Origin of the sequence: Rhizobium sp. HT1-10 (genome assembly GCF_049472505.1) — a bacterium.
Taxonomy (GTDB): domain Bacteria; phylum Pseudomonadota; class Alphaproteobacteria; order Rhizobiales; family Rhizobiaceae; genus Rhizobium.
The window spans coordinates 63,846-83,317 of sequence record NZ_JBCEBQ010000015.1; the positions used below are offsets into that span (position 1 = coordinate 63,846).

Genomic DNA, 19,472 nt, shown 5'->3' on the forward strand with positions numbered 1-19,472 from the left:
CGCACTCATTCCCCTTTTCAAAGCTTCCTAGCCTACGAAATACCGGCGTCGCTTCGACTTGTAGCTGCTGTCATTGAAGTGAGACTTGATCCACTCCTCGGGCTTCTCTTTCAGATAGCCCGCGTCTGGATCGTGCTTGCCGGCCTCCGTCACCTTCTTCACCAGGTATCTGGCGTAGTGGTGATCGAAGATGCGCATGAATTCGCCGAAGTAGATGTCGGCCACGCGCGTGTCCCCTCTTATCACGAGCATGTTCTCGTCGTTGGTGCGCTGGGACGGCTGGCTGAAGTTTGCGGACCCCGTCACGATGAGCGGGTCTGCACTGAGCGGATCTATCAGCAGAAACTTGTCGTGTATGTAGTCGTTAGAATTGAGGGGGTTGTCGCGCTCCTCCAGGAAGTTCGCCAACGCGCCTTCTCCGAGATATCCCCCGGCCGCGAACAGGACGTCGCGATCCCTGGTGATGATCTCGTCACTCCGCAGATCGTCGTCCTTCACGACATATCGAAAGACGTCGTTTTCCTGCTGGAGTACTTTTTGAAAAACCTTGTCGATGTTGAAGGCGACGGTGAAGCAGACGATTTCGGCAGCTTCCGCCATCCGATCGGCGTACCATTGCAGGCTGTCGCTCTTGTCCGGCTCGTCGCGCGCACTGAACACCGGCGTGATCGTGTCGGCGGCCGGCTTTCCTGCCGGCAAGGGCGACTTGTCCCTGTTCGGCCGTCTCAGCTTGGTCGGCGTCAGGTTGTCCTTCAATCGTTCCCAATAGCCGGCATACGCTTTCGCGACGTCGACGTCCCACACGATGTGGCCGACATTCGAGTGACCGAAGATGCCGCCATCGGAAATGTTGGTCGACCCGGTCCAGACCGCGACCGGAACTTTGTCCTTCTCAAGAACGATGAACTTGTTGTGCCGAATGCCCTCGGAAACCGTGCGGGGAATGACCGCCCCGGCCTGCCGCAGACCGGCACGGTCGATGACGGCCTCGTTCTCCTTCTTGTAGGTGCTCTCCGCATCGTAGACGATCTTGACGTCGGCGCCCGCCTCGATCGCTTTCGCGAAGGCGTTGGCGACAGGCTGGTAGTGGAACTCGTAGACTGCCGCGCGAAGACTGAAGCTGTGATCTTCCGCAAGCCCAATAAATCGGATCAAAGCTTCGAATAGACCGCGGGAGAGCCATTTCATCTCGGGCGATGTCGGATTGTCGGCCTTGGGCTTGGCGTTTCCAAACCGCCGGGCGAAAGCCTGCGACCCGATAACCCCGCGGTTGAAGTAGACGTCGTGCTTCGCCGTGTCGTCGGCGACGGCCGGCTTCAGTAGATATTCGATTTCCGTATGAACCTCGAGGCTCAAGCTTGATGCGTCGTCGGGCTGGATGTTCTTGATCGCTCCGTAAAGAGGTACGATGCGATACTCGTATTGACGATCCTGCTCCGCCGTGTAGTCGCCCCACTGAAACGACTGGATCGGATGGTCGGCGGTACTGACCGGCGTGCCTGGCGCGAGCCCCCGGTCCTTGTCGCGGAACCGCTTGATGCCCTTCATCCAGTATCGCTCGACGACATTTCCGTTTTGGAGCTCGGAACGTTCGATGGCGAAACCGAGTAGACCCTCCAGTTTCGCCCCCTGCCCTGCAATGAAGTCCCACGCCAAGATGACGACATAGGTGCCCGCGATCGCGCGGCCTTTAAGCACCGTGTTATGCCCGCTAACTCTCATGCTCACCCCCGTAGCACAAAGACATCACCGACCGCGCTCGCCCAGCGAGCCGCACGCGTACGTTCTCGAAACGAATGGGCCGCATCCGATAGCAGCCCAGCAAAATGCGATGCTTATGTTGGCGTCGATGAAGTTATGGCCCCGGCCCCACTACACGCCATAAGGGAATTTGATACTTTTTTCGCCCCTCCCACAAGTAGTTTGTTAGATGACGGGCGATTGAACCTTCGCCGTTTTCGAGCAAGACCGCGCTGGGCCGTCAGCTTAGACCGTTTCGGGTCCTGAAACAGTATACCCGCCTAGATCCGATCGACGAATCCTCGTTTGCCGCCTACCAAGGGATACCGTTCGACACCATATGGAAGCCATGCCGAAAAGCGAAGTGAGCGATATCGAACCTGTCCGCACCTGGACGTTGTCGTCGTCGATGACGATGGGGTCGTCCGTGCGCGCAAAGGGTATCCTTCAGGAGATCCAGGCGCGGCTTCCCGCGACGTCGAAGAAGTCGGTTTCGCTAGATGGCGGCGAAATCACATTGGCGATGGCGGCTTCCGACAAGACGGCCTTCGCCGCGGCAGCAACCGTGATTGGCAAGGCGGTCGGCGAGGCTGCGACCCTGCCCGTGATCCCGCGCGAAATCGAGGACATCCTCGGCATGAAGACGAGCGAGCGTCATCGCTGGCTCGAGGATGGACGCCTGCCGAGTGCAGGGACGAGAACCGTCAGGCTTGCCGGACGAGCTCGTCGGATCACGTTCCATGTCTTCGATCCCAAGGTTGTCGAAGACCTTCTTGATCGAGGCGCCGTGGATGAATGGCGGGTTGAAGACGTCGAGGCGAAGGCTGAGAAAAGGAGAGCGGCCGCCTACCAGGCGAAGCTGACACGCTCGCTCAAAAAGGCCGCGAAGACAAAAAAGGATGGCCGGAAGACACGGGACGAGGCTGCGGCGAAGCTTCGCGGGTGGGATGAGTTCGATATCGATGGGCTGCTTAGGTAGTGCTTTGACGTCGGCGTCTAAGCCCAGGAACTGTGCCCTCTCTCGCTTTCAAAAGCTCTTGCGAGCCGGCATAGCCGGAAGGTTCTGCCCGCGGAGGCGGCGCCTTGAGCGAAACTTCGAAGATCGCCACATGCCAAGAACCCGAGGAGCAACTGAATGAAGATCAGGACGGCCGGCCTTTTAGACATTGGCGCGATGAGTACAATGCTCGAGCTTCTGGTTGCTGCCGGCAGGCGGACAGCTCCGGCCGACGTCGAATACGTTCGCGAACACTATGTGCGCAATCCTCTCGGTATCCGGCGGGCGACCAGTGTGGAGTGAGGTTTCCGAACATTCTCGGACCATAGATTGACAAGTTGACGGCACCGAAACACGTAAGGTTCATCAACGACGTGCCATCGCGTGGAAGCGGCTCTAGGAGAGACGATGACTGCAAGAACCAAACTTTTGGGGCTCGCCGACCTCAAGATCGACGACTTTTCGAAGAATGCACTGACCGCGGCCTCAATGGTTCTCGCTGACGGTAAAAATCCGCTCCGTCTCGTGTTCTTTTCCGTATCGATCAGGGTCCTGCTCGAACACGTGATGGGGACACTCGCTCCCAACGACGAAGTGGAGGGCTGCTCTTGGTACAGGAAGGAACCGGACCGGGATGAACCAGTTCGCGCTCAGCGAATTCAATACTGGCTCCAGGGCGGCCTTACGGACGAATTTCTGTCGACCGAGCTTGGCTTCGATCCTCGGCCGCTTCGCTCTCGAGTGCTGCGTTCATTCAACCGGTTGAGCAAACACGTTCACGCTCGGCAGGGCACTCTGATCTCGGATCTCAATATCCAGGACCAGGAAGTCGCACCGGTCGTTGACGACGTTGTCGATCTGTACACGGCCTACTTCGAATATCGCTCCGCCCTCATAGAACCCTTGGTCGAGTCTCTCGATGAAGTAGCGGTAAACGATCTTATGTCGGAAACCATCCAGTCTATTGACGAAATCGCCACCCACCACGGAATCGAGGAGATCTACACCGAGAATACGGAGGTAGTCGAAATAACGAGCGCATCGGTGCGATACCGAGCGACGGGATCGATCGCTGTAAGCCTGCAGTGGGGATCGAATTCCGACGTGCGGCGTGGCGACGGGGCTGAAATGGACAAGAGCTTTCTATTCAGTTGCGATTTCGTTGTTCCTACCGAAGACCCGCGGAACCTGGCGCTTGCGGAGATCGCGTCCGGCGTGGACACGGAGTCCTGGTGGAGCGGCTGGCAAGACGAGTGACGCTATGCGCGAGACTGGCTCTGGAGTTCGACGGTCTCTCATTCGGGCGAAACGCGATGATAGGAGGATGACCTACTTCGGTAGTCCTTCGACGTCGCTGCCGCCGGAATGCCCGACCGACGTCCGCCCGCGACGATGCAGCCGATTTATGGACTTGATCTCCGCCCCATGCCGACGCCTCTAAGCGCCGTAAGTGATATCGATTTCGGTCTGTGAGTCCTCGATTATATCAAGCGTGCGGATCATGTCGGCGGCGCAGAGCAACGCTGACGACAGATTTGAAGAGCGGCGCCCTTCCCTCTCGCCGAGAGCCACGGCTCTCAGCTTGATCAGCTCGTCGTGCTCGGTGCCGTCCTTCGGAATCCCGACTGCCTCGCGCAGGTCGCGGATCGCAGCGATCGCCCGCTCCAGCAGCCTAGCGGACTCGCCGGATCCGAGCCGATCAACTTCATTGGCAGCTCGAACCAGTTCGGCAACAAATTTCGTCGAAGTCAAAGCGTCTCCAATATTCCGTTCGATGGCTACCGCGAACGTCGGCTCGATCGTACCGGCGCTCAAATACTGTCAATCGGCGCGGAACATTGACCCCTTATCGGCGTCCAATTTTGACCCCCCGGCTATGTAGATCAGCACTTGGCCAGACCGGCGCTGGCCGGGGTTGCAGAGGGCGGGCCAAGTGCGGGTGATGATCGTCTTCGGCTTTAGCTTTGAGAGCGGTTCTTGAATCGCCAGGACTCGTTTCCGGTTTCGACGATTTCGCAGTGATGGGTCAGGCGGTCGAGGAGCGCGGTCGTCATCTTGGCGTCGCCGAACACCGTCGGCCATTCTCCGAAGGCGAGGTTCGTGGTGACGATGATCGAGGTGCGCTCGTAAAGCCTGCTGATCAGATGGAACAACAATTGGCCTCCGGCCTGGGCGAACGGCAGGTAACCGAGTTCGTCGAGAACGATGAAGTCCAGCCGCGTTAGATAATCGGCGATACGTCCCTGCTTGCCGCTGCGCGTCTCCGTCTCAAGGCGGTTGACTAGATCGACAACGTTGAAGAAGCGACCCCGTGTGCCGTTGCGAATGAGTGCGCGGGCAATGGCGATTGCCAGGTGGCTCTTGCCGGTTCCTGTGCCGCCGACCAGGACGACATTGCGCTGATCGGCGACAAGAGTGCCGGTGGCAAGGTCGTGCACCAGGGGCTCATTGACGGGCGTATTCTTGAAGTCGAAGTCGCCAATGTCCTTGGCCAACGGCAGCTTGGCAATGCTGAGCTGGTATCGAATGGAGCGGGCCTGCTTCTCGGCGATCTCGGACTGCAAGAGGTCGCCGACGATACGCGGTGGCTCGTGCTGGCGCTTGATGCCATTGCCCATGACCTCGTCATAGGCGCTGCGCATGCCGTAGAGCTTGAGCGTGCCCATCAATTCCAGAACCTGTGTGCGTTCCATCAGCTTGCCCTCCTGAGGCTGTCATAGCGTGCGCAATCGGCGACCGGCTCACAGGTCAGCCGAAGCGCATCGGGGGTTTGAAGAATGGCTGCCGGAGCCGGGTCACGCCGCCGCGCCAAAATGTTGAGGATTACCGAGGCCGAGCACACGCCCTGATCGAGCGCTTCCTGGCAGGCGGCTTCGACGGCCGTGATGCCGTCTGTTGGAACACATCCGAGAATGGTCACCATCTGCCGATCACCGTCATCAAGGCTCTTCGACCGCTTCCGGACTTTCTCCAGGGCGGCTGGCAGGACCCAGTCGCGGAACGGAGCGCCATTGCGCAGAGCTCCGGGCTTGCGAGCCAGGACAGGCAGATAATGCCAGGGATTATAGACGGTATCGCCTCGACCAAAGGACCGCTGATGCTCTCCGACGGTGACGCCGTCCTGGCGGATGACAATCCTATCGGCATAGGCATGAACCTCGACGGGACGACCGACGGCTTTCGAGAGGACCGAGTATTTGTTGTTGTCGAAACGAACGGTGCAGGTCTTCGACACCGATGCCGGAACGCAGTGGAAGCCATCGAACGGACCGGCATAATGCACGAGACTGGGGCGCTCGGCTTCAAACATCTGCCAGATCGTCTGCTCTGACTGTTCGGGATGGCGGTGGGATTTGGCATAGGCGATGCATTTGTCGAGCAGCCAGACATTCAACTCTTCAAGGCTTTTGACCCTGAGGCGTGGCGTGAAGAAGCGCTCACGCACCAGGCCGACCTGGTTCTCGACCTGACCCTTCTCCCAGCCGGAAGCGGGTGTGCAGGCGACAGGCTGAACAAGATAGTGGCTGCACATCTGCATGAAGCGCCTGTTGTATTGCCGTTCCTTGCCAACGAACACGGTCTCGACCGCCGTCTTCATGTTGTCGTAGATGCCGCGCGTGCAGGTCCCACGGAAGAAGGCAAACGCCTTGTCATGGGCGTCGAACACCATCTCCTGGCTCTCGCGCATGTAGGCCCGAACGAACATCATCCGGCTGTGGCAGAGCCGGACATGGGCGACCTTGATCGTCGTCGTCACCCCATTGATCAGCACGATCTCGTGGCTCCAGTCGAACTGGTAGGCCTCGCCGGGTGGATAATAGAGCGGCACATAGGCTTCAGCCGTCACAGCGCCCCGGTTCTTTGACCATGTCTTGGCGTAGCGTCGGATTGCATCGTAGCTGCCGTGGTAGCCGAGTGCCCGGACCTCCTCGTATATCCGGATCAGCGTCAGCCGTTCGCGTGAAGGCTTGCCCTCGTTGCCGACCAGAAACCGTTCAATATCTTTCTTCAAGGCTCCGATCCTGGGCAGCGGCTGATGTTCGCGCTCATAGGCGAAGTCGGTCTCGTCAGACCGCAGTATCTTGCGAACCGTGTTCCGCGAGACATGCAGTTCGCGGCTGATCTTCTTCATCGACCAACCCTGCACATGGAAGGCACGTCGAACACGCGCAATGGTATCCACTCGCTTCAACTCCCGCTCCATCCGCTGTCAAAAGCCGGATGGTCAGATGAAATCCAAGGGGGGTCAAAATTGGATGCCGATTACCCCGCTAAAGGGGTCAATTTTGCATGCCGAAACACAGTCAAAATGGGAAGACGGACCTATGGCGAAGTCGTCGGGCTCATAATCGATGGAACCATCAAGAGCGTAATCAGAGACGCGCGTCACAATGGCACGTTCCGCTTTGACAACATCTTCGTGGATCCGGCTGAAGTTAAGGGAGCATCCCCTATTTCTGCTCCCCCTGGCATCACAATTCAACTCGCCGAACGAGAACTCGGCACCACCCGGACGACAGTAGAGCAGCTTGTTGCCTCGGGCATCCTCAAGTCTGTGAGCGCCGAAAACCCAGCGACTGGAAAACGTCAGACCTTCGTCGTGCCGTCTGGGCTTGAGGATTTTCGGGCAACTTACATATCGCTGTTCGACTACTCGAAAGGCCGAGATCAGATCGGCAGCGTGAAGAAGAAATTGACGGCGGCGGGTATAATGCCCGCGTTTGAGAAGGCTGGAGCGGCTACTTTCTACAGGAGAGATGCGCTGCCGGCCGCGTGGGATTGAGCGGCGAATCCTGTGAAATTGAAACCCGCTTCGGCGGGTTTTTCTTTGCCCGGAATTCGGTGGGGGATGCTGCGCTCGGACTTCATGACTCAGCAGCCGGGCAGATTATGACATTAAGCGTATATTTGGAATCCGGACTCCTTGATTTCATTCAGCAATTCGCATCAGCGGCAGGATTTTATGACTTTGCAGTGGGGTCTATCCAGCAGGGGCGACTTTCATCGTCGGCCTTGATCGCATACTGAAATAATAAGCGCGAGGGCGCAGGAAGGTCGTGGACCTTCCTGCGCCCTCACCGCGTTTAAGAGCGCCTGATTACTCCTCGTGAGCTGCCGGCTGCACTCGCCTCATGCCGGGACGGCCTTGCGGTAGGCTGCGCCAGCAGTCGCAAGCCCGAAGCCGACTGGACGAAACGCCGCCCTCTCAGATCATGGCCTGCTTCAGCGTCTCTTCGGTGGCGATCTCGTGGCCCAGGACATCCCAGTGCTCGATATGCTTGTAGATGATCACCTTGTTCTTCAGAAGCGTCCCATGGGTGCGGCAGAAGGTTTCGAGCTGGTGCCGATCGGCGATCAGTTCGCAGCAGATGGTGAGGTCCGGGTTCGGGATCTCGATGCCTTCGTCCTGGAGCTTGCCGCTGTTTGAGTATCCGAAATGGGTGGTATGGGCGACGGCGTTCATGATGCCTGCGGCTTTCGCCTGCATCACCAGTTCCCGGTAGAGAGGTTTGCTGCTGCCGAACCATCCGCCCTTGCCGACAGCCTTCTCGCGCGGCTTCAGATAGATCCGGATCATCCCGATCTCGCGGGAAGAGAGCTTGTGGCTTGTCATGGGGATGGGCCTTTCCTGATGGTTGGCGGTTATCGGGATCGAGCGAAGCCGCACGCTGGTCATCAGATCGCCCATGGCCTGGGCGTTCATGTCGCGCATGTGGCGCACGGAGATGTCGGGGGGGATATGGTCTGCGGTGACCGTTTTCGGAACGCCGACACGCTGCGAGAGGTAGATGCTGGAGTGGCCGCTGCAGAGATAGGCAATGAAGCAGGCGACGGCGATGTAGACTGCGTGGGTGGCGCCGAACAGTTCTATGCCCATGATCATGCAGGCGAGCGGCGTGTTGGTCGCGCCTGCGAAGACAGCCACGAAGCCGAGTGCCGCAAACAGGTCCGGCGGCGCGCCGAGCACGCCGGCGAGTGCGCTACCCAGAGCCGCGCCGATGAAGAAGAGCGGCGTCACCTCACCGCCCTTGAAGCCCGCGCTGAGGGTGACGATGGTGAACAGCCCCTTCCAGGCCCAGCTCCAGTCATCGATATGATCGGGGCGGAAGAAACCGAGGATCGTCGCGTCATCCGGATTGGGCGACCAGACGCCGAGGCCGAGATATTCCCGGGTTCCGAGGATATAGACCAGGCCGAGGAGGATGGCGCTCGCAAGGACTGGACGCAGCGGCGCATAGGGCAAAACGGCCTTGTAGGCCGACGACGCCAGATGCGAGAGTTCCGCAAAGACGTGAGCGGCGAGCCCGAAGGCGGCAGCTGCGAGCACCACTTTCAGCATCAGAAGAGCGTCGAGATGAAAACCCATGCCCTCGCCGATGCCGGCCATATAGGCGATGGAATAGTGGACATGACCAATGCTCCAGGCGTGGCAGGTCCAGTCGGCAACGACGGCCGCCAGAAGAGACGGAAGCAAGGCCTCGTATTGCATGCGGCCGATCGTCAGCACTTCCAGCGCGAAGACCGCACCCGCAATGGGCGTGCCGAAGACCGCGCCGAAGCCCGCCGCAATACCCGCCATCAACAGGATGCGGGTGTCGGACGGCGTCAGCTTGAAGATCTTTCCAAACGCGCTGGCCAGGCTGCCGCCGAGCTGAACGGCGGTTCCCTCCCGACCCGCCGATCCGCCGACGAGATGGGTCAGCACAGTCGTCACTAGGATCAGCGGAGCCATGCGAAGCGGCACGCCGCCGCCGGGTTCATGGATCTGGTCGACGATCAGATTGTTGCCGGCTTCGGCAGACTTGCCGACCTTGCCGTAGGCCCAGACCATGGCAAAGCCCGCGACCGGCATGAGATAGATGAGCCAGGGATGCGCGAAGCGCAGCTCCGTCGCTCTATCGAGGCTCCAGAGGAAGAGCGCGACGAGCGAGCCGACGGCAAGTGCCATCGGAACGACAGCGACGACCCATTTTGAAAGGCTACGGATTTGCCGGAAACGCAGGCCAAAGATCATTGCGAGCGTCATGAGAACGACGCTCCGTCAACTGCGGCTGCCATGGGCAGATGAGATAGAATTGGATTTGCAGACACGACTCTACTCCTTCGCGTTTTGCGCGTTGAGTAGGAGTCATCGGCTTCATCGAGGAAGCGGTTCGGCGTTGCGCCCGGCAGAATCCATTACCGTTCGAATAAACATAAGTGATGCCGCGACGAGCTGTCAACGGCCGGCACTTCGGAGTTGACGTGAGCAGCACGCACAGGCAAACTTGCGCGGCCATGGCTTTGGCACAGCTTGCGGGCAGTTCTGTGGACAGCCAAGCCCGGTGCGCCCCTCAACCCGATGAAACCTTTTTCCGCCCGCCGCGTTCCCACCGCATCATCAAGTGAGGAACTATCATGAAGAAATTCGTCATCATCGCCGCTGCTGCCGCTGCCGCCTTCGCTTCCGTCGCCGATGCGGCTCCGCGCCACAGCAAGGAGATCGTCGCCAAGCAGCCGAAGGAACGGCTCGGCACGCTTTCCTGCACGGTGGCCGGCGGCGTTGGCATGATCCTCGGATCGAACAAGGCGGTGAGCTGCGACTTCAAGCAGCGCAATGGCCGCGCCGAACACTATGTCGGCTCGATCGGCAAGCTCGGTCTCGACATCGGCGTGACCCGCAAGGCCTATCTGAGCTGGATCGTCTATAACGTCAACCCGACACGGGCTGGCGAAGGCGCGCTGGCCGGCAACTATGTCGGCGCATCCGCCGGCGCATCCGTCGGCATCGGCCTCGGCGCCAACGCGCTGATCGGCGGTTCCTCGCGGAATTTCGGCCTGCAGCCCTTGAGCGGCGAAACCAGCACCGGCCTCAACGTGGCTGCCGGTGTTGCCCAGCTGAAGCTGCGCCTCGCCAAGTAAGATCAAGGTGGCCGGGCCTCTCGACAGGTCCGGCATATCTCGCAGATCAGTCCATTCGAGGCCTCCGCCGACCAGGCGGAGGCCTTCGTATATCTGGCATATCCACGGAGCGGTTTCCCGCGATAGCTTGCCCTTCGACGAGCCCAGCCAATTTCAGAGCATGCAACAGCTTTCCCCCGGTCGGAGGGACCGATGATCTTTTTCACAGCCGATACGCATTTTGGTGATCCGCGGGTGTTGCGGCTGGACAGGCGACCCTTCGCTTCGATGGCCGAGCACGATGCCGCCCTGATCGAACTCTGGAACGAGACGGTGGCGGAGGAGGACGAGGTCTGGCATCTGGGCGACGTGATGACGGCAAGAGGTGGAACGCCCGAAGCATTGCTCGCGCGGCTCCGTGGCCGGAAACACCTGATCATCGGCAACAACGATCCCGACACGGTGACAGAGGCAAAGGGCTGGGAGAGCGTTCAGCACTACAGGGAGTTGACGGTCGACGGCACCAGGCTGGTGCTTTGCCACTATCCCTTCCGCACCTGGAACCAGATCGGCAAAAGGGCGATCAACCTGCATGGCCACTCGCATGGGCGGCTGAAGCCGATGCTCCGGCAATTCGACGTCGGCGTCGATGCCCGCGAAATGAAGCCGGTCACCCTTCAAACCCTGTTGGAAAGCCGGAAGACAGGCCCAGCAATCAATTCCTGACCGCTCGTCTGGAACCCAAAGCGCCGCCCTTGGTTGTCTGATGATAAAAGGAGCGACCGATATGGAAAACCACAGCAACAGGGTGCGTCCGAACGCCATCGACAGCACCACAGGCGGCGACCTCGCCGAACAGGCGCTGCAGAGCCGTCACGATGCTTTCACCCGGAGCGACACCAAGACCTCGAGCGCGGAAAGCGCGGCAACGGCCATCGGTACCGGCAGCTGGATGGAGGATGTCAAAGCGCACATCCGTGAAAATCCTTTGACATCGGTGGGCATCGTCGCGGCACTGGGTTATCTCTGGGGGGCGACACGATGAGCACCTCCGAAACAGACACACCGCTGCTGCAGCTCGCCAAGGATTATGTTCGCCTCGGCGGTAAACGTCGATCCGTCGTCGACGACAACGTCGTCTCGACGCGCGACTGGGAGCCTGACTCCAGCGAGGCAGAAGCCTTCTGGAAGGAACGGGTCGAAACGCTGAGCGCCGACGAACGCAAGCAGGTGGAACTCTATCTGCCCACCATCAACGCCATCTAGTCCATGAGCTGCTTGCCCTTGTGGACAATCAACGGAAAGCGCTGCCGCGTGAACAGCTTGCGGCACGCCCACTTTGGATGAGAAGGCGATGACCGGTTTGCGACGATCGATTTCATCGAAGAGAGCCGGAGACACGGATGGGCCGAGCGTGGTGTCAGACCCCCGCTACGCGTGCCAGCCCGACACCGCGCACTTTGGCAGATGGACCGTCATTGATACCCTGACAGGGTTGCCCGCGGCATCGGATGGGCGCGACTTCATCGATCTCGGCAAATCGGATGCGGCCGATATTGCCGAAGCGCTCAACAGCTATCTGAGCGAAGGCAAGGATCCGCCGCTCGTCTAGTTTCCCCGGATGAGATACTTCATTGGCGGCGCACGTCCTCCACGTGACAACGGCCATGTGATGACGGCTGTGGCTTTCGCAAATGTTTGGCCGACGGGCCATTGCAAACATCCGCTCCAACCCCAATTCTGTTGCCTCGACGCCACGAGCATGGACAGGTGAGGAACAGCTTGCAGAAATTCGCCCGCACCGTCCTGTTGTTCATCGTTCTGCTGGCCGTGGTCGCCGCCACCACATGGGCCAGCCTTGCCCTCTGGTACAGGCTGCCCGGACCGGACTGGATGAGGTCGTTTGGTGCCGGAATTTTTGCCATCATCGGCATCGTCACCACGATTGGTCTGTTTCGACCCTGGCGCTGGCCCATCGCCATCGTGTTCGCCCTCGCGCTGCTGGCGGTGATCGGATGGTGGTCGACTATCCTGCCTCCCGCCGATGCCGACTGGGCCCCGGATGTGGCCCGGCAGGTCACCGGCCGGGTGGAGGGCGACCAGTTGATCCTGACCAATGTCCGCACCTTCGAATGGCGAAGCGACACGGATTTTACGCCCCACTGGGAGACGCGCAGCTACGATCTCAGCCAGTTGAAGACAATCGACCTTTTCATGTCCTATTGGTCCGGGCCGCTGATGGCGCATATGATCGTCAGCTTCGGCTTCGCGGATGGCCAGCAGCTGGCATGGTCGATCGAAGTCAGACGCCGGCAGGGCGGCGCCTTCTCGCCCATCGCCGACCTCTTCAAGAGCAACCCGCTGGTGATCATCGCGGCGGACGAGCGGGATGTCGTCGGCGTGCGCTCGAATATCCGGGGCGAGGATGTCCAACTCTATCGCCTCAACGTGTCGCCGGCGGGAAGTCGGAACCTGCTTCTCGCCTATCTTGCGGATGCCAACGCGCTTGCCGCCAAGCCCCTCTTCTACAATTCGCTGACGACGAATTGCACGACTGCGGTGGTGGCATTGGTGCGGGCGGTCGGTGATAGCTTGCCTGCCGACTGGCGCTTGCTGGTCAACTGTTACGTCCCGGACTACGCCTACGGGCAGAAGGCGCTGGACATGCGCTGGACGCTTCCGGAACTCAAGCAGCTCTCCCACATCGATGAAAAGGCAAAGGCGGACGGTCTCTCATCGTCGTTCTCTGCTCACATCCGGGAAGGCGTCCCCTCGCCCTTCACGCCTTGAACGCTCGCCGCCTCGCAGAGCCCCGCGCTTAAACCGATCACGCTTTCGCGAAACAAGGCAGCGCTATTGGTCATTTCGGAACTTTCGAAAACACGCGACGTTAAAAGTGTAAATCGAGGGTCAATCCGATGAACAATAAATCCAGACTTGCGCTGAGCCTGACACTGGCCGCCTTTCTCGGCTTCTCGTCCATCGCCGAAGCCAAGCTTGAAAATCCGCAGCCGCAGCCGGCGCCGATCCAGCTCAATGGCGCCAACCTGGTGCTGGTGTTTTCGGCAAACGTCGACCTGCATGCTTCCGTCGTTGTCATCCACGACGCGAAAGATCGCCCCGTCGAGATCGGCAAGCTGCAACTCGCCAACAACGGCACCGACATCAAGATTCCGCTGAAGTCGCCGTTGCGCCCCGGCGTCTACATGCTCAGCTGGCGCGCCCTGTCCAGCGACGGACGCGAAAGTGTCGGGACCTATGCCGTGACCGTCGATCCCGCGCCGGGCGACGCACCATCGGTGGCCGTGAAATGACGCCGAGGTTCGGATGAGCTCGAGAAGGCACCTTCGCCGTCACCGCACTCGCGGAGCCGGCAGCTTCATCTTTTGAGTCAACAGCCTCAGAACTTGAATCCGCAAAACCTCGCAAGCATCTAGGACATCTCACCTTCTCGAGCCGAGCATCGATCTATATCGAGCGATGACGCGTCTGGTACCTTCGGACGGAAGCGGCTATGGAAGGGCATCTGCAACGGCACGGGAGATCGACCGGATGGACACCCCTTGGAAGCAACCCGTCACGCTGGCCCTTGAGGCTCCCGACGTCTATGTCACGATCTCGACCACCCAGGCGGCATCCTGGGCGATGATTGAAGACTGGCCGGAGGAAGACGGGCCGGCGCTCGATCGGGCGCTGCTGATCTGTGCCGAGGTGAAGCAGGGCAAACGGACCGACGACGACGCACGCGCGGCTTTCCTTGCGGCAGCCGTCGAGGCAGGCATTCCCATTCGCGCCTGACCGACCGCCCAACGACTATTCTGTCCACACAATTGGACGTTGTCGAATGTCGCTGCGGAATCATGGACAATCCACCGCGCCGCGCTATCTGCCTTGTCGCACCTGACCTCGGCAAGGCATTGGCTTTGCTGCGATTCGTCGGGTCGCCAAGACTTGAAAGAGATAGCTGTGGGAACGATCCTGATTATCGTAATTCTGATTGTACTGTTGGGTGGCGGCGGCGGTTACTACGCCCATGGACGCTACGGCGGCCGCGGCTCGGGCGGCGTGCTCGGCCTCATCCTGATCGTGCTGATCGTCCTCTGGCTGCTCGGCGTCTTCCACGGCGGCGCCGTCTGACCTATAGGAATACGGCCTCATGCCAATGTCATGAGGCCGGCTTCTGGCGACCGGCCAGCGGGGAACCATTGCATTGCGGTCTGCATTGAATTGAGCAAACGGAGACTGCCATGCAATCGATCAAGACCATTTGCATCTATGGCGCTGGTGCGCTGGGTGGCGCCATAGCCGCACGGCTGGCAGCGGGACTGAACGATCGCGTGGTCGTCTCCGTTGTTGCGCGTGGAGACCATCTCCGGGCGATCCAGGAAAACGGGCTTAAGCTTTGGCCGGCCGGTGCGAGCGAACCCATCGTGACGCGGGTCCATGCGACGGACGATCCATCCACCCTGCCGCCGCAGGATCTCATCATCACGGGGCTGAAGGGCCACCAACTGGGTGCTGCTGCTGCCGGTATCGGCTCGCTGATGCATGACAGGACGCGCGTCGTCATGGTGCTGAATGGCATACCGTGGTGGTATTTCCATCGGGACAGCCAGAGCTGCTATGCCGAGACGCAATTCGAGGAACTCGACATCGGCGGCGCCCTTTGGCGGTCGATCGGCCCAGGTCGCGTGATCGGCTGCGTTGCCTACCAGGGTGCCGAAGTCACGATGCCGGGTGAGATCCGCCTCAGCAATGACGGCCGCTTCGTGCTCGGCGAACCATCGGGGGAAGCGAGCGAAGATCTGGCAGTCATTGCCGACCTGCTTATCTCGGCCGGTATCACCATCCAGACAACGCCGCGAATCCGCGACGAGATCTGGAGCAAGCTCATGGGCAATGCTGCGTTCAACCCGATCAGTGCACTGACGCGGGCCCTGATGTCCGACATCATGGCCGATCCCGCACTCGCCAATTTGGCCGCCAAGGTGATGGCGGAGGTCAAATCCGTCGGCGAAGCGCTCGGTGCCGGCTTTACCATGTCGATCGAGGAGCGCCTGGTGCACTCGAAGAACGTCGGAGATGTGCGCACCTCAATGCTGCAGGATCTCCTTGCCGGCAAGGCTCTCGAGATCACGCCGCTGGTCGGCATGGTGGTATCCTTGGGAAGGCTCTCCAGCGTTCCCACACCGACATGCGAGACAATCCTGGCGCTCGTGACGCAGCTCGATCGCGAAAATCGCCGCGCTCCAGGCTGATTGGCTTGTCTGGCGCGGCAAACCCTGCCTTCCAGGCTGATGCTTCGCTTATGGTTTTTTAATATCCACCCATGCGACGAGCAATGGCTTTCCTATGGGGCCCGGCGCTAGCGTTATCACCTTGCTTTCAAAGGTGAACGCCATGCTCAAGCCAACGACATCGAACCTCCCAGACACCTTTTACCGCCTTTCCCGCCGTTCCGGCGAGCCCTCGACCGCAAAGCCCGAACAGCCTCGACGCCCCAAGGCAAGCCGGAGCATGCGCGCGCGGCGGACGGCTTTGATCATGGTGGGATTTGGGCTGTTGCTCGGCTGCGTCGAGCTTATCATCGTTCTTTCCTATCTTTGAGGAAGACAAAGATGCGAACAGTTTACGCGGCAGGTGACAGATCCCTGCCCAGCATCGGTGGGGCGATCGCTTCGCTCGTGACACCTTTCCGCGACGATCTCTTAGATCTTGCCGGGCTGAGGGAACATGTCGAATGGCAGATCCTCAGCGGTATCGACGGATTGGCGGTCTGCAGCGTTGCCGGCGAAGGTCCCGTGCTGACGGCAGCGGAGCGGGAGTCCGTCATCGTCACCTGCGTGGCGGCCGCCGGAGGCAGGGTGCCCGTCATCGCCGCGACCGGAAGCCACTGCACCGCACGGACGATCGAAGCAACCCGGCTTGCGCAGGAGGCTGGGGCCGATGCGGCGCTGATCACCGTGCCCTATTATTCCAAGCCTGGACAGAAGGGCATCCTGGCGCACTTCAATGCCATCGCTTCGGCCTGCGACATCCCGGTCATCATCGACAATCGACCGGCTCACACCGGCATCGACCTTGCACCGATGACGGTCGAGCAGCTCGGCTCGATCCGAACCGTCATCGGTCTTGCCGACGGCAGCGCCGATATCTCGCGCGCCTGTGCCTGGTCCCGGCTGCTGCCTTCCCATGTGGGCGTCTACACCAGCAACGATGCCACCGCCTTGACCTTCATGCTGTCCGGTGGCGCAGGAAGCATCTCCGATGCAGCCAACATAGCCCCTCGCCTGACGGCGGCCCTGCAGCATGCCGCTTCTGCCGGCAATCTTTCGGCAGCCACTTGTCTGGAGCGGCGCCTGCAACCACTCTGGCAAGCGCTCGCTGCCGACGGGACGGCTGCGGCCTTGAAAGCGGCGCTCGCTCTCGCAGGACGCCCTGTCGGCCCGGTGACGCGTCTGCCGCTCGTTGGCGTTGACAGGCTTGTCGAGATTGGCATCCGCGACGCGCTTCAGGCCGTTGGCGTCGAGACCATCGGTGGCTGCAGCGGGACATCCGTCGTCCTGCCTCACCCCCTGCCACTATGAGATTTTAATGCTTCCGGTGCGCGGCCGAAATGGATTTCCTATCGCCGCGCGCTTAGATCTTGCCTCGTCGCCGCCGCCAACAATGTTACGGCCCGGCGCGACCATCGAATGAAAGGATTATCCCATGCCTCGCCCTCGCATAGACAGTGAAGTCGTCGAGCCGCTCCAACGCCGCGCTCCGAGCCCTGCGTTGCCATCACCTGCCCGTTTCATGGTGGGGCCGGATGGCCATGGTGGCTGGATTGTGCAGGACCGTCTGGGGCGGACCGGTGGGTTGTTTGCCAATGAGACAGCGGCCGTGCACTTTGCCCGCGAAGAATGCGACCGCAATCCGGCCGACATTTGCCATGTTCCCGAGGGCGTTTTGCTTGGCTTCGACGTCCTGAAAACCGAGAGCGTACACTAGCGGCGATGCGATCGAGGCGCCCAACGGCAACGCTTCGTTCCACCGTTTTTTAACCACCTTGCGGATAAGCTGGCACGGGATACGACCACAGACGAGCACTGCTATGGCAAAGCCAGCTTTCCGTTACAGCCATTATGATTTGGGCGAACAACGCGCCGGGACTGTTATCGAGATCACCCTCTCGGCCGTCAGCAATGTCCGGTTGATGACAGCAGGCAATTACCAGCGGTTTACGGAGACGCTCAAGCATCAGTTTGTCGGCGGGGTCGCCAAGAAGTCGCCGATCCGCCTCAGCGTCCCTGAAGCCGGCCATTGGCATCTGGTCGTCGACATGGAAGGCCACAATGGACTGGCGGAATCGAGCGTCAAGTTGATCGACAGGCCGGCTGCACCGCGCATCCAGAAATCGGCGGCCGGCTGAACTGACGGCCACTCAGTCCTCGGCCCGTTCCTTGCGCAGCTTCGACCACCATTCCAGCCGCTTCTTGATCTCGCGCTCGAAACCTCGTTCGGGTGGATCGTAGAATTTTTGCCGCCCGAGCTTCTCCGGGAAGTAGTCCTGGCCCGAGAATGCGTCGGGCTCGTCGTGGTCGTAGCGATAGCCGTCACCATAGCCCTCACCCCGCATCAACTTCGTCGGAGCGTTGAGAATGTGCTTGGGCGGCAGCAGCGAGCCGTTTTCCTTGGCAGCGCGCGTCGCGGCCTTGAAGGCGGTATAGACCGCGTTCGACTTCGGCGCAGTCGCCAGATAGACGCAGGCCTGCGCGAATGCCAACTCCCCCTCGGGCGAGCCAAGGTAGTCGTAGGCATCCTTGGCGGCATTGCATACGACCAGCGCCTGCGGATCGGCCAACCCGATATCCTCGACCGCCATCCGCACCAGCCGCCGTCCAAGGTAGAGCGGATCCTCGCCGGCATCGAACATCCTTGCGAGGTAGTAGAGCGCCGCATCGGGGTCGGAGCCGCGTACGGACTTGTGCAGCGCGGAGATGAGATTGTAGTGCCCATCCTGCGCCTTGTCGTAAACCGGCGCCCGGCGCTGGACGATCTCGGTCAGGGCCACCGTATCGAAGACCTCGTCGGTGCGGGCGGCGCGCCATACCTCCTCGGCCAGGGTCAGAACGGCGCGGCCATCGCCGTCCGCCATGCGCAGCAGGCTGTCGCGGGCGTCGTCCGTCAGCGGAAGAGCTTTGGCCTCCACCGTCTCGGCACGTTGCAGCAGTTCGCGCAGGCTGTCCTCGTCATGGGCGCGAAATGTCAGCACCCGGGCGCGGGACAGAAGAGCGGCGTTGAGCTCAAAAGAGGGGTTTTCGGTTGTCGCACCGACCAGGATGACGGTGCCGTCTTCCATGACGGGCAGGAAGCTATCCTGCTGGGCGCGGTTGAAGCGATGGATCTCGTCGACGAAGAGCAAAGTCTGGCGACCGTCCATGCGGCGCATGCGCGCGGTCTCGAACATCTTCTTCAGATCGGCGACGCCGGAGAAAATCGCCGAAATCTGCTCGAAGGCCAGACCCGCCTCGCCCGACAACAGCCGGGCGACCGTCGTCTTGCCGGTTCCCGGCGGACCCCAGAAGATCATCGAGCCGAGCGAGCCGCTTTCGATCATCCGCCTGAGGACGCCGTCCTCGCCGGTCAAATGCGGTTGGCCCGTCACCTCGCCCAGCGTCTGCGGCCGCAGCCGATCGGCCAGCGGCCGCCTGCCGGCGNCCGGGATGCGGGGCGCAAACAGGTCGTTGCTCATCGGAAGAATTGCCGGATGCGCTGACCATCGCGCTCGATTTCCACCCACCAGATATCCGGATTGCTCGAGGCGACCGCCTCGAGATTCTGCGTATTGGTGATCACGGCGCCGTTGACC

The 19,472-nt window shown here is 60.7% G+C and carries 23 protein-coding genes, 1 pseudogene and 1 riboswitch; of the genes and pseudogenes, 18 read left to right on the forward strand and 6 right to left on the reverse strand.

Annotation, left to right across the window (positions count from 1 at the left end):
• Nucleotides 1-27 precede the first annotated feature (27 nt).
• Nucleotides 28-1,722, reverse strand: coding sequence for a phospholipase D-like domain-containing protein (locus VH564_RS24085; RefSeq protein WP_423342380.1), 1,695 nt, complete (start codon nucleotides 1,720-1,722; stop codon nucleotides 28-30).
• Nucleotides 1,723-2,089: 367 nt separating this feature from the next.
• On the opposite strand from VH564_RS24085, the gene VH564_RS24090 reads away from it, so the two are divergent.
• From VH564_RS24090 to VH564_RS24100, 3 genes are all read left to right on the forward strand, one after another.
• Nucleotides 2,090-2,719, forward strand: a complete 630-nt coding sequence (locus VH564_RS24090; protein ID WP_423342381.1) for a hypothetical protein — start codon at nucleotides 2,090-2,092, stop codon at nucleotides 2,717-2,719.
• Nucleotides 2,720-2,875: 156 nt separating this feature from the next.
• Entirely contained in the window at nucleotides 2,876-3,040 is a 165-nt protein-coding gene (locus tag VH564_RS24095) for a hypothetical protein (RefSeq protein WP_423342382.1), read from the forward strand.
• 105 nt (nucleotides 3,041-3,145) lie between these two features.
• Nucleotides 3,146-3,994, forward strand: coding sequence for a hypothetical protein (locus tag VH564_RS24100; protein ID WP_423342383.1), 849 nt, complete (start codon nucleotides 3,146-3,148; stop codon nucleotides 3,992-3,994).
• A 180-nt stretch (nucleotides 3,995-4,174) separates the two neighbouring features.
• On the opposite strand, the gene VH564_RS24105 is transcribed toward VH564_RS24100, so the two are convergent.
• The 3 genes and pseudogenes from VH564_RS24105 to istA form a co-directional block, all read right to left on the reverse strand.
• A complete protein-coding gene (locus tag VH564_RS24105; protein ID WP_423342384.1) occupies nucleotides 4,175-4,552 on the reverse strand; it encodes a hypothetical protein in 378 nt (125 codons plus the stop codon).
• A 143-nt stretch (nucleotides 4,553-4,695) separates the two neighbouring features.
• Nucleotides 4,696-5,430 (reverse strand): IS21-like element helper ATPase IstB, encoded by a 735-nt coding sequence (istB, locus tag VH564_RS24110; protein WP_423342385.1) that lies wholly within the window; start codon nucleotides 5,428-5,430, stop codon nucleotides 4,696-4,698.
• Nucleotides 5,363-6,869, reverse strand: a pseudogene (gene istA / locus VH564_RS24115) (IS21 family transposase). Before istA ends, istB begins: the two are co-directional and overlap by 68 nt.
• Between istA and VH564_RS24120 the strand changes: the two are divergent.
• Nucleotides 6,774-7,520, forward strand: coding sequence for a hypothetical protein (locus VH564_RS24120; RefSeq protein ID WP_423342405.1), 747 nt, complete (start codon nucleotides 6,774-6,776; stop codon nucleotides 7,518-7,520). The pseudogene istA and the gene VH564_RS24120 sit on opposite strands and share 96 nt — an antisense overlap.
• Complete coding sequence (locus VH564_RS24125; RefSeq protein WP_423342386.1) at nucleotides 7,517-7,765, forward strand: hypothetical protein; 249 nt, start codon at nucleotides 7,517-7,519, stop codon at nucleotides 7,763-7,765. The genes VH564_RS24120 and VH564_RS24125 overlap by 4 nt, the downstream gene beginning before the upstream one ends.
• 178 nt (nucleotides 7,766-7,943) lie before the next feature.
• On the opposite strand, the gene VH564_RS24130 is transcribed toward VH564_RS24125, so the two are convergent.
• Nucleotides 7,944-9,764: a voltage-gated chloride channel family protein gene (locus tag VH564_RS24130; RefSeq protein WP_423342387.1), complete on the reverse strand. Its 1,821-nt coding sequence runs from the start codon at nucleotides 9,762-9,764 to the stop codon at nucleotides 7,944-7,946.
• A gap of 89 nt (nucleotides 9,765-9,853) precedes the next feature.
• A riboswitch (Fluoride riboswitch) is annotated at nucleotides 9,854-9,930 on the reverse strand.
• A gap of 205 nt (nucleotides 9,931-10,135) precedes the next feature.
• Here VH564_RS24130 and VH564_RS24135 point away from each other — a divergent pair.
• The 13 genes from VH564_RS24135 (at nucleotide 10,136) to VH564_RS24195 (ending at nucleotide 18,032) form a co-directional block, all read left to right on the forward strand.
• A complete protein-coding gene (locus tag VH564_RS24135) occupies nucleotides 10,136-10,639 on the forward strand; it encodes a DUF992 domain-containing protein (protein WP_423342388.1) in 504 nt (167 codons plus the stop codon).
• A gap of 192 nt (nucleotides 10,640-10,831) precedes the next feature.
• Nucleotides 10,832-11,344: a metallophosphoesterase family protein gene (locus VH564_RS24140; protein ID WP_423342389.1), complete on the forward strand. Its 513-nt coding sequence runs from the start codon at nucleotides 10,832-10,834 to the stop codon at nucleotides 11,342-11,344.
• 61 nt (nucleotides 11,345-11,405) lie between these two features.
• Nucleotides 11,406-11,663 (forward strand): hypothetical protein, encoded by a 258-nt coding sequence (locus tag VH564_RS24145; protein WP_423342390.1) that lies wholly within the window; start codon nucleotides 11,406-11,408, stop codon nucleotides 11,661-11,663.
• Nucleotides 11,660-11,884 (forward strand): hypothetical protein, encoded by a 225-nt coding sequence (locus VH564_RS24150; RefSeq protein WP_423342391.1) that lies wholly within the window; start codon nucleotides 11,660-11,662, stop codon nucleotides 11,882-11,884. Before VH564_RS24145 ends, VH564_RS24150 begins: the two co-directional genes overlap by 4 nt.
• Before the next feature lie 88 nt (nucleotides 11,885-11,972).
• Nucleotides 11,973-12,230, forward strand: a complete 258-nt coding sequence (locus VH564_RS24155; RefSeq protein ID WP_423342392.1) for a hypothetical protein — start codon at nucleotides 11,973-11,975, stop codon at nucleotides 12,228-12,230.
• A gap of 170 nt (nucleotides 12,231-12,400) precedes the next feature.
• Nucleotides 12,401-13,408 (forward strand): DUF4105 domain-containing protein, encoded by a 1,008-nt coding sequence (locus VH564_RS24160; RefSeq protein ID WP_423342393.1) that lies wholly within the window; start codon nucleotides 12,401-12,403, stop codon nucleotides 13,406-13,408.
• 128 nt (nucleotides 13,409-13,536) lie between these two features.
• Complete coding sequence (locus tag VH564_RS24165) at nucleotides 13,537-13,932, forward strand: copper resistance CopC family protein (RefSeq protein ID WP_423342394.1); 396 nt, start codon at nucleotides 13,537-13,539, stop codon at nucleotides 13,930-13,932.
• A gap of 238 nt (nucleotides 13,933-14,170) precedes the next feature.
• Nucleotides 14,171-14,416, forward strand: a complete 246-nt coding sequence (locus tag VH564_RS24170) for a DUF982 domain-containing protein (RefSeq protein ID WP_423342395.1) — start codon at nucleotides 14,171-14,173, stop codon at nucleotides 14,414-14,416.
• A gap of 168 nt (nucleotides 14,417-14,584) precedes the next feature.
• Entirely contained in the window at nucleotides 14,585-14,755 is a 171-nt protein-coding gene (locus VH564_RS24175; protein ID WP_423342396.1) for a DUF3309 family protein, read from the forward strand.
• A 110-nt stretch (nucleotides 14,756-14,865) separates the two neighbouring features.
• The gene (locus VH564_RS24180; RefSeq protein ID WP_423342397.1) at nucleotides 14,866-15,876 is read left to right on the forward strand and encodes a 2-dehydropantoate 2-reductase; all 1,011 of its coding nucleotides are present in this window, start codon (nucleotides 14,866-14,868) and stop codon (nucleotides 15,874-15,876) included.
• 360 nt (nucleotides 15,877-16,236) lie between these two features.
• Nucleotides 16,237-17,205: a 4-hydroxy-tetrahydrodipicolinate synthase gene (dapA, locus tag VH564_RS24185; protein ID WP_423342398.1), complete on the forward strand. Its 969-nt coding sequence runs from the start codon at nucleotides 16,237-16,239 to the stop codon at nucleotides 17,203-17,205.
• 124 nt (nucleotides 17,206-17,329) lie between these two features.
• Entirely contained in the window at nucleotides 17,330-17,611 is a 282-nt protein-coding gene (locus tag VH564_RS24190) for a hypothetical protein (protein WP_423342399.1), read from the forward strand.
• 103 nt (nucleotides 17,612-17,714) lie between these two features.
• Nucleotides 17,715-18,032, forward strand: a complete 318-nt coding sequence (locus VH564_RS24195; RefSeq protein WP_423342400.1) for a DUF1883 domain-containing protein — start codon at nucleotides 17,715-17,717, stop codon at nucleotides 18,030-18,032.
• A 12-nt stretch (nucleotides 18,033-18,044) separates the two neighbouring features.
• Here the strand turns inward: VH564_RS24195 and VH564_RS24200 are convergent, their stop codons facing one another.
• On the reverse strand, nucleotides 18,045-19,355 hold the full coding sequence (locus VH564_RS24200) for a replication-associated recombination protein A (RefSeq protein ID WP_423342401.1): 1,311 nt from the start codon (nucleotides 19,353-19,355) through the stop codon (nucleotides 18,045-18,047).
• Nucleotides 19,356-19,472: the final 117 nt, after the last annotated feature.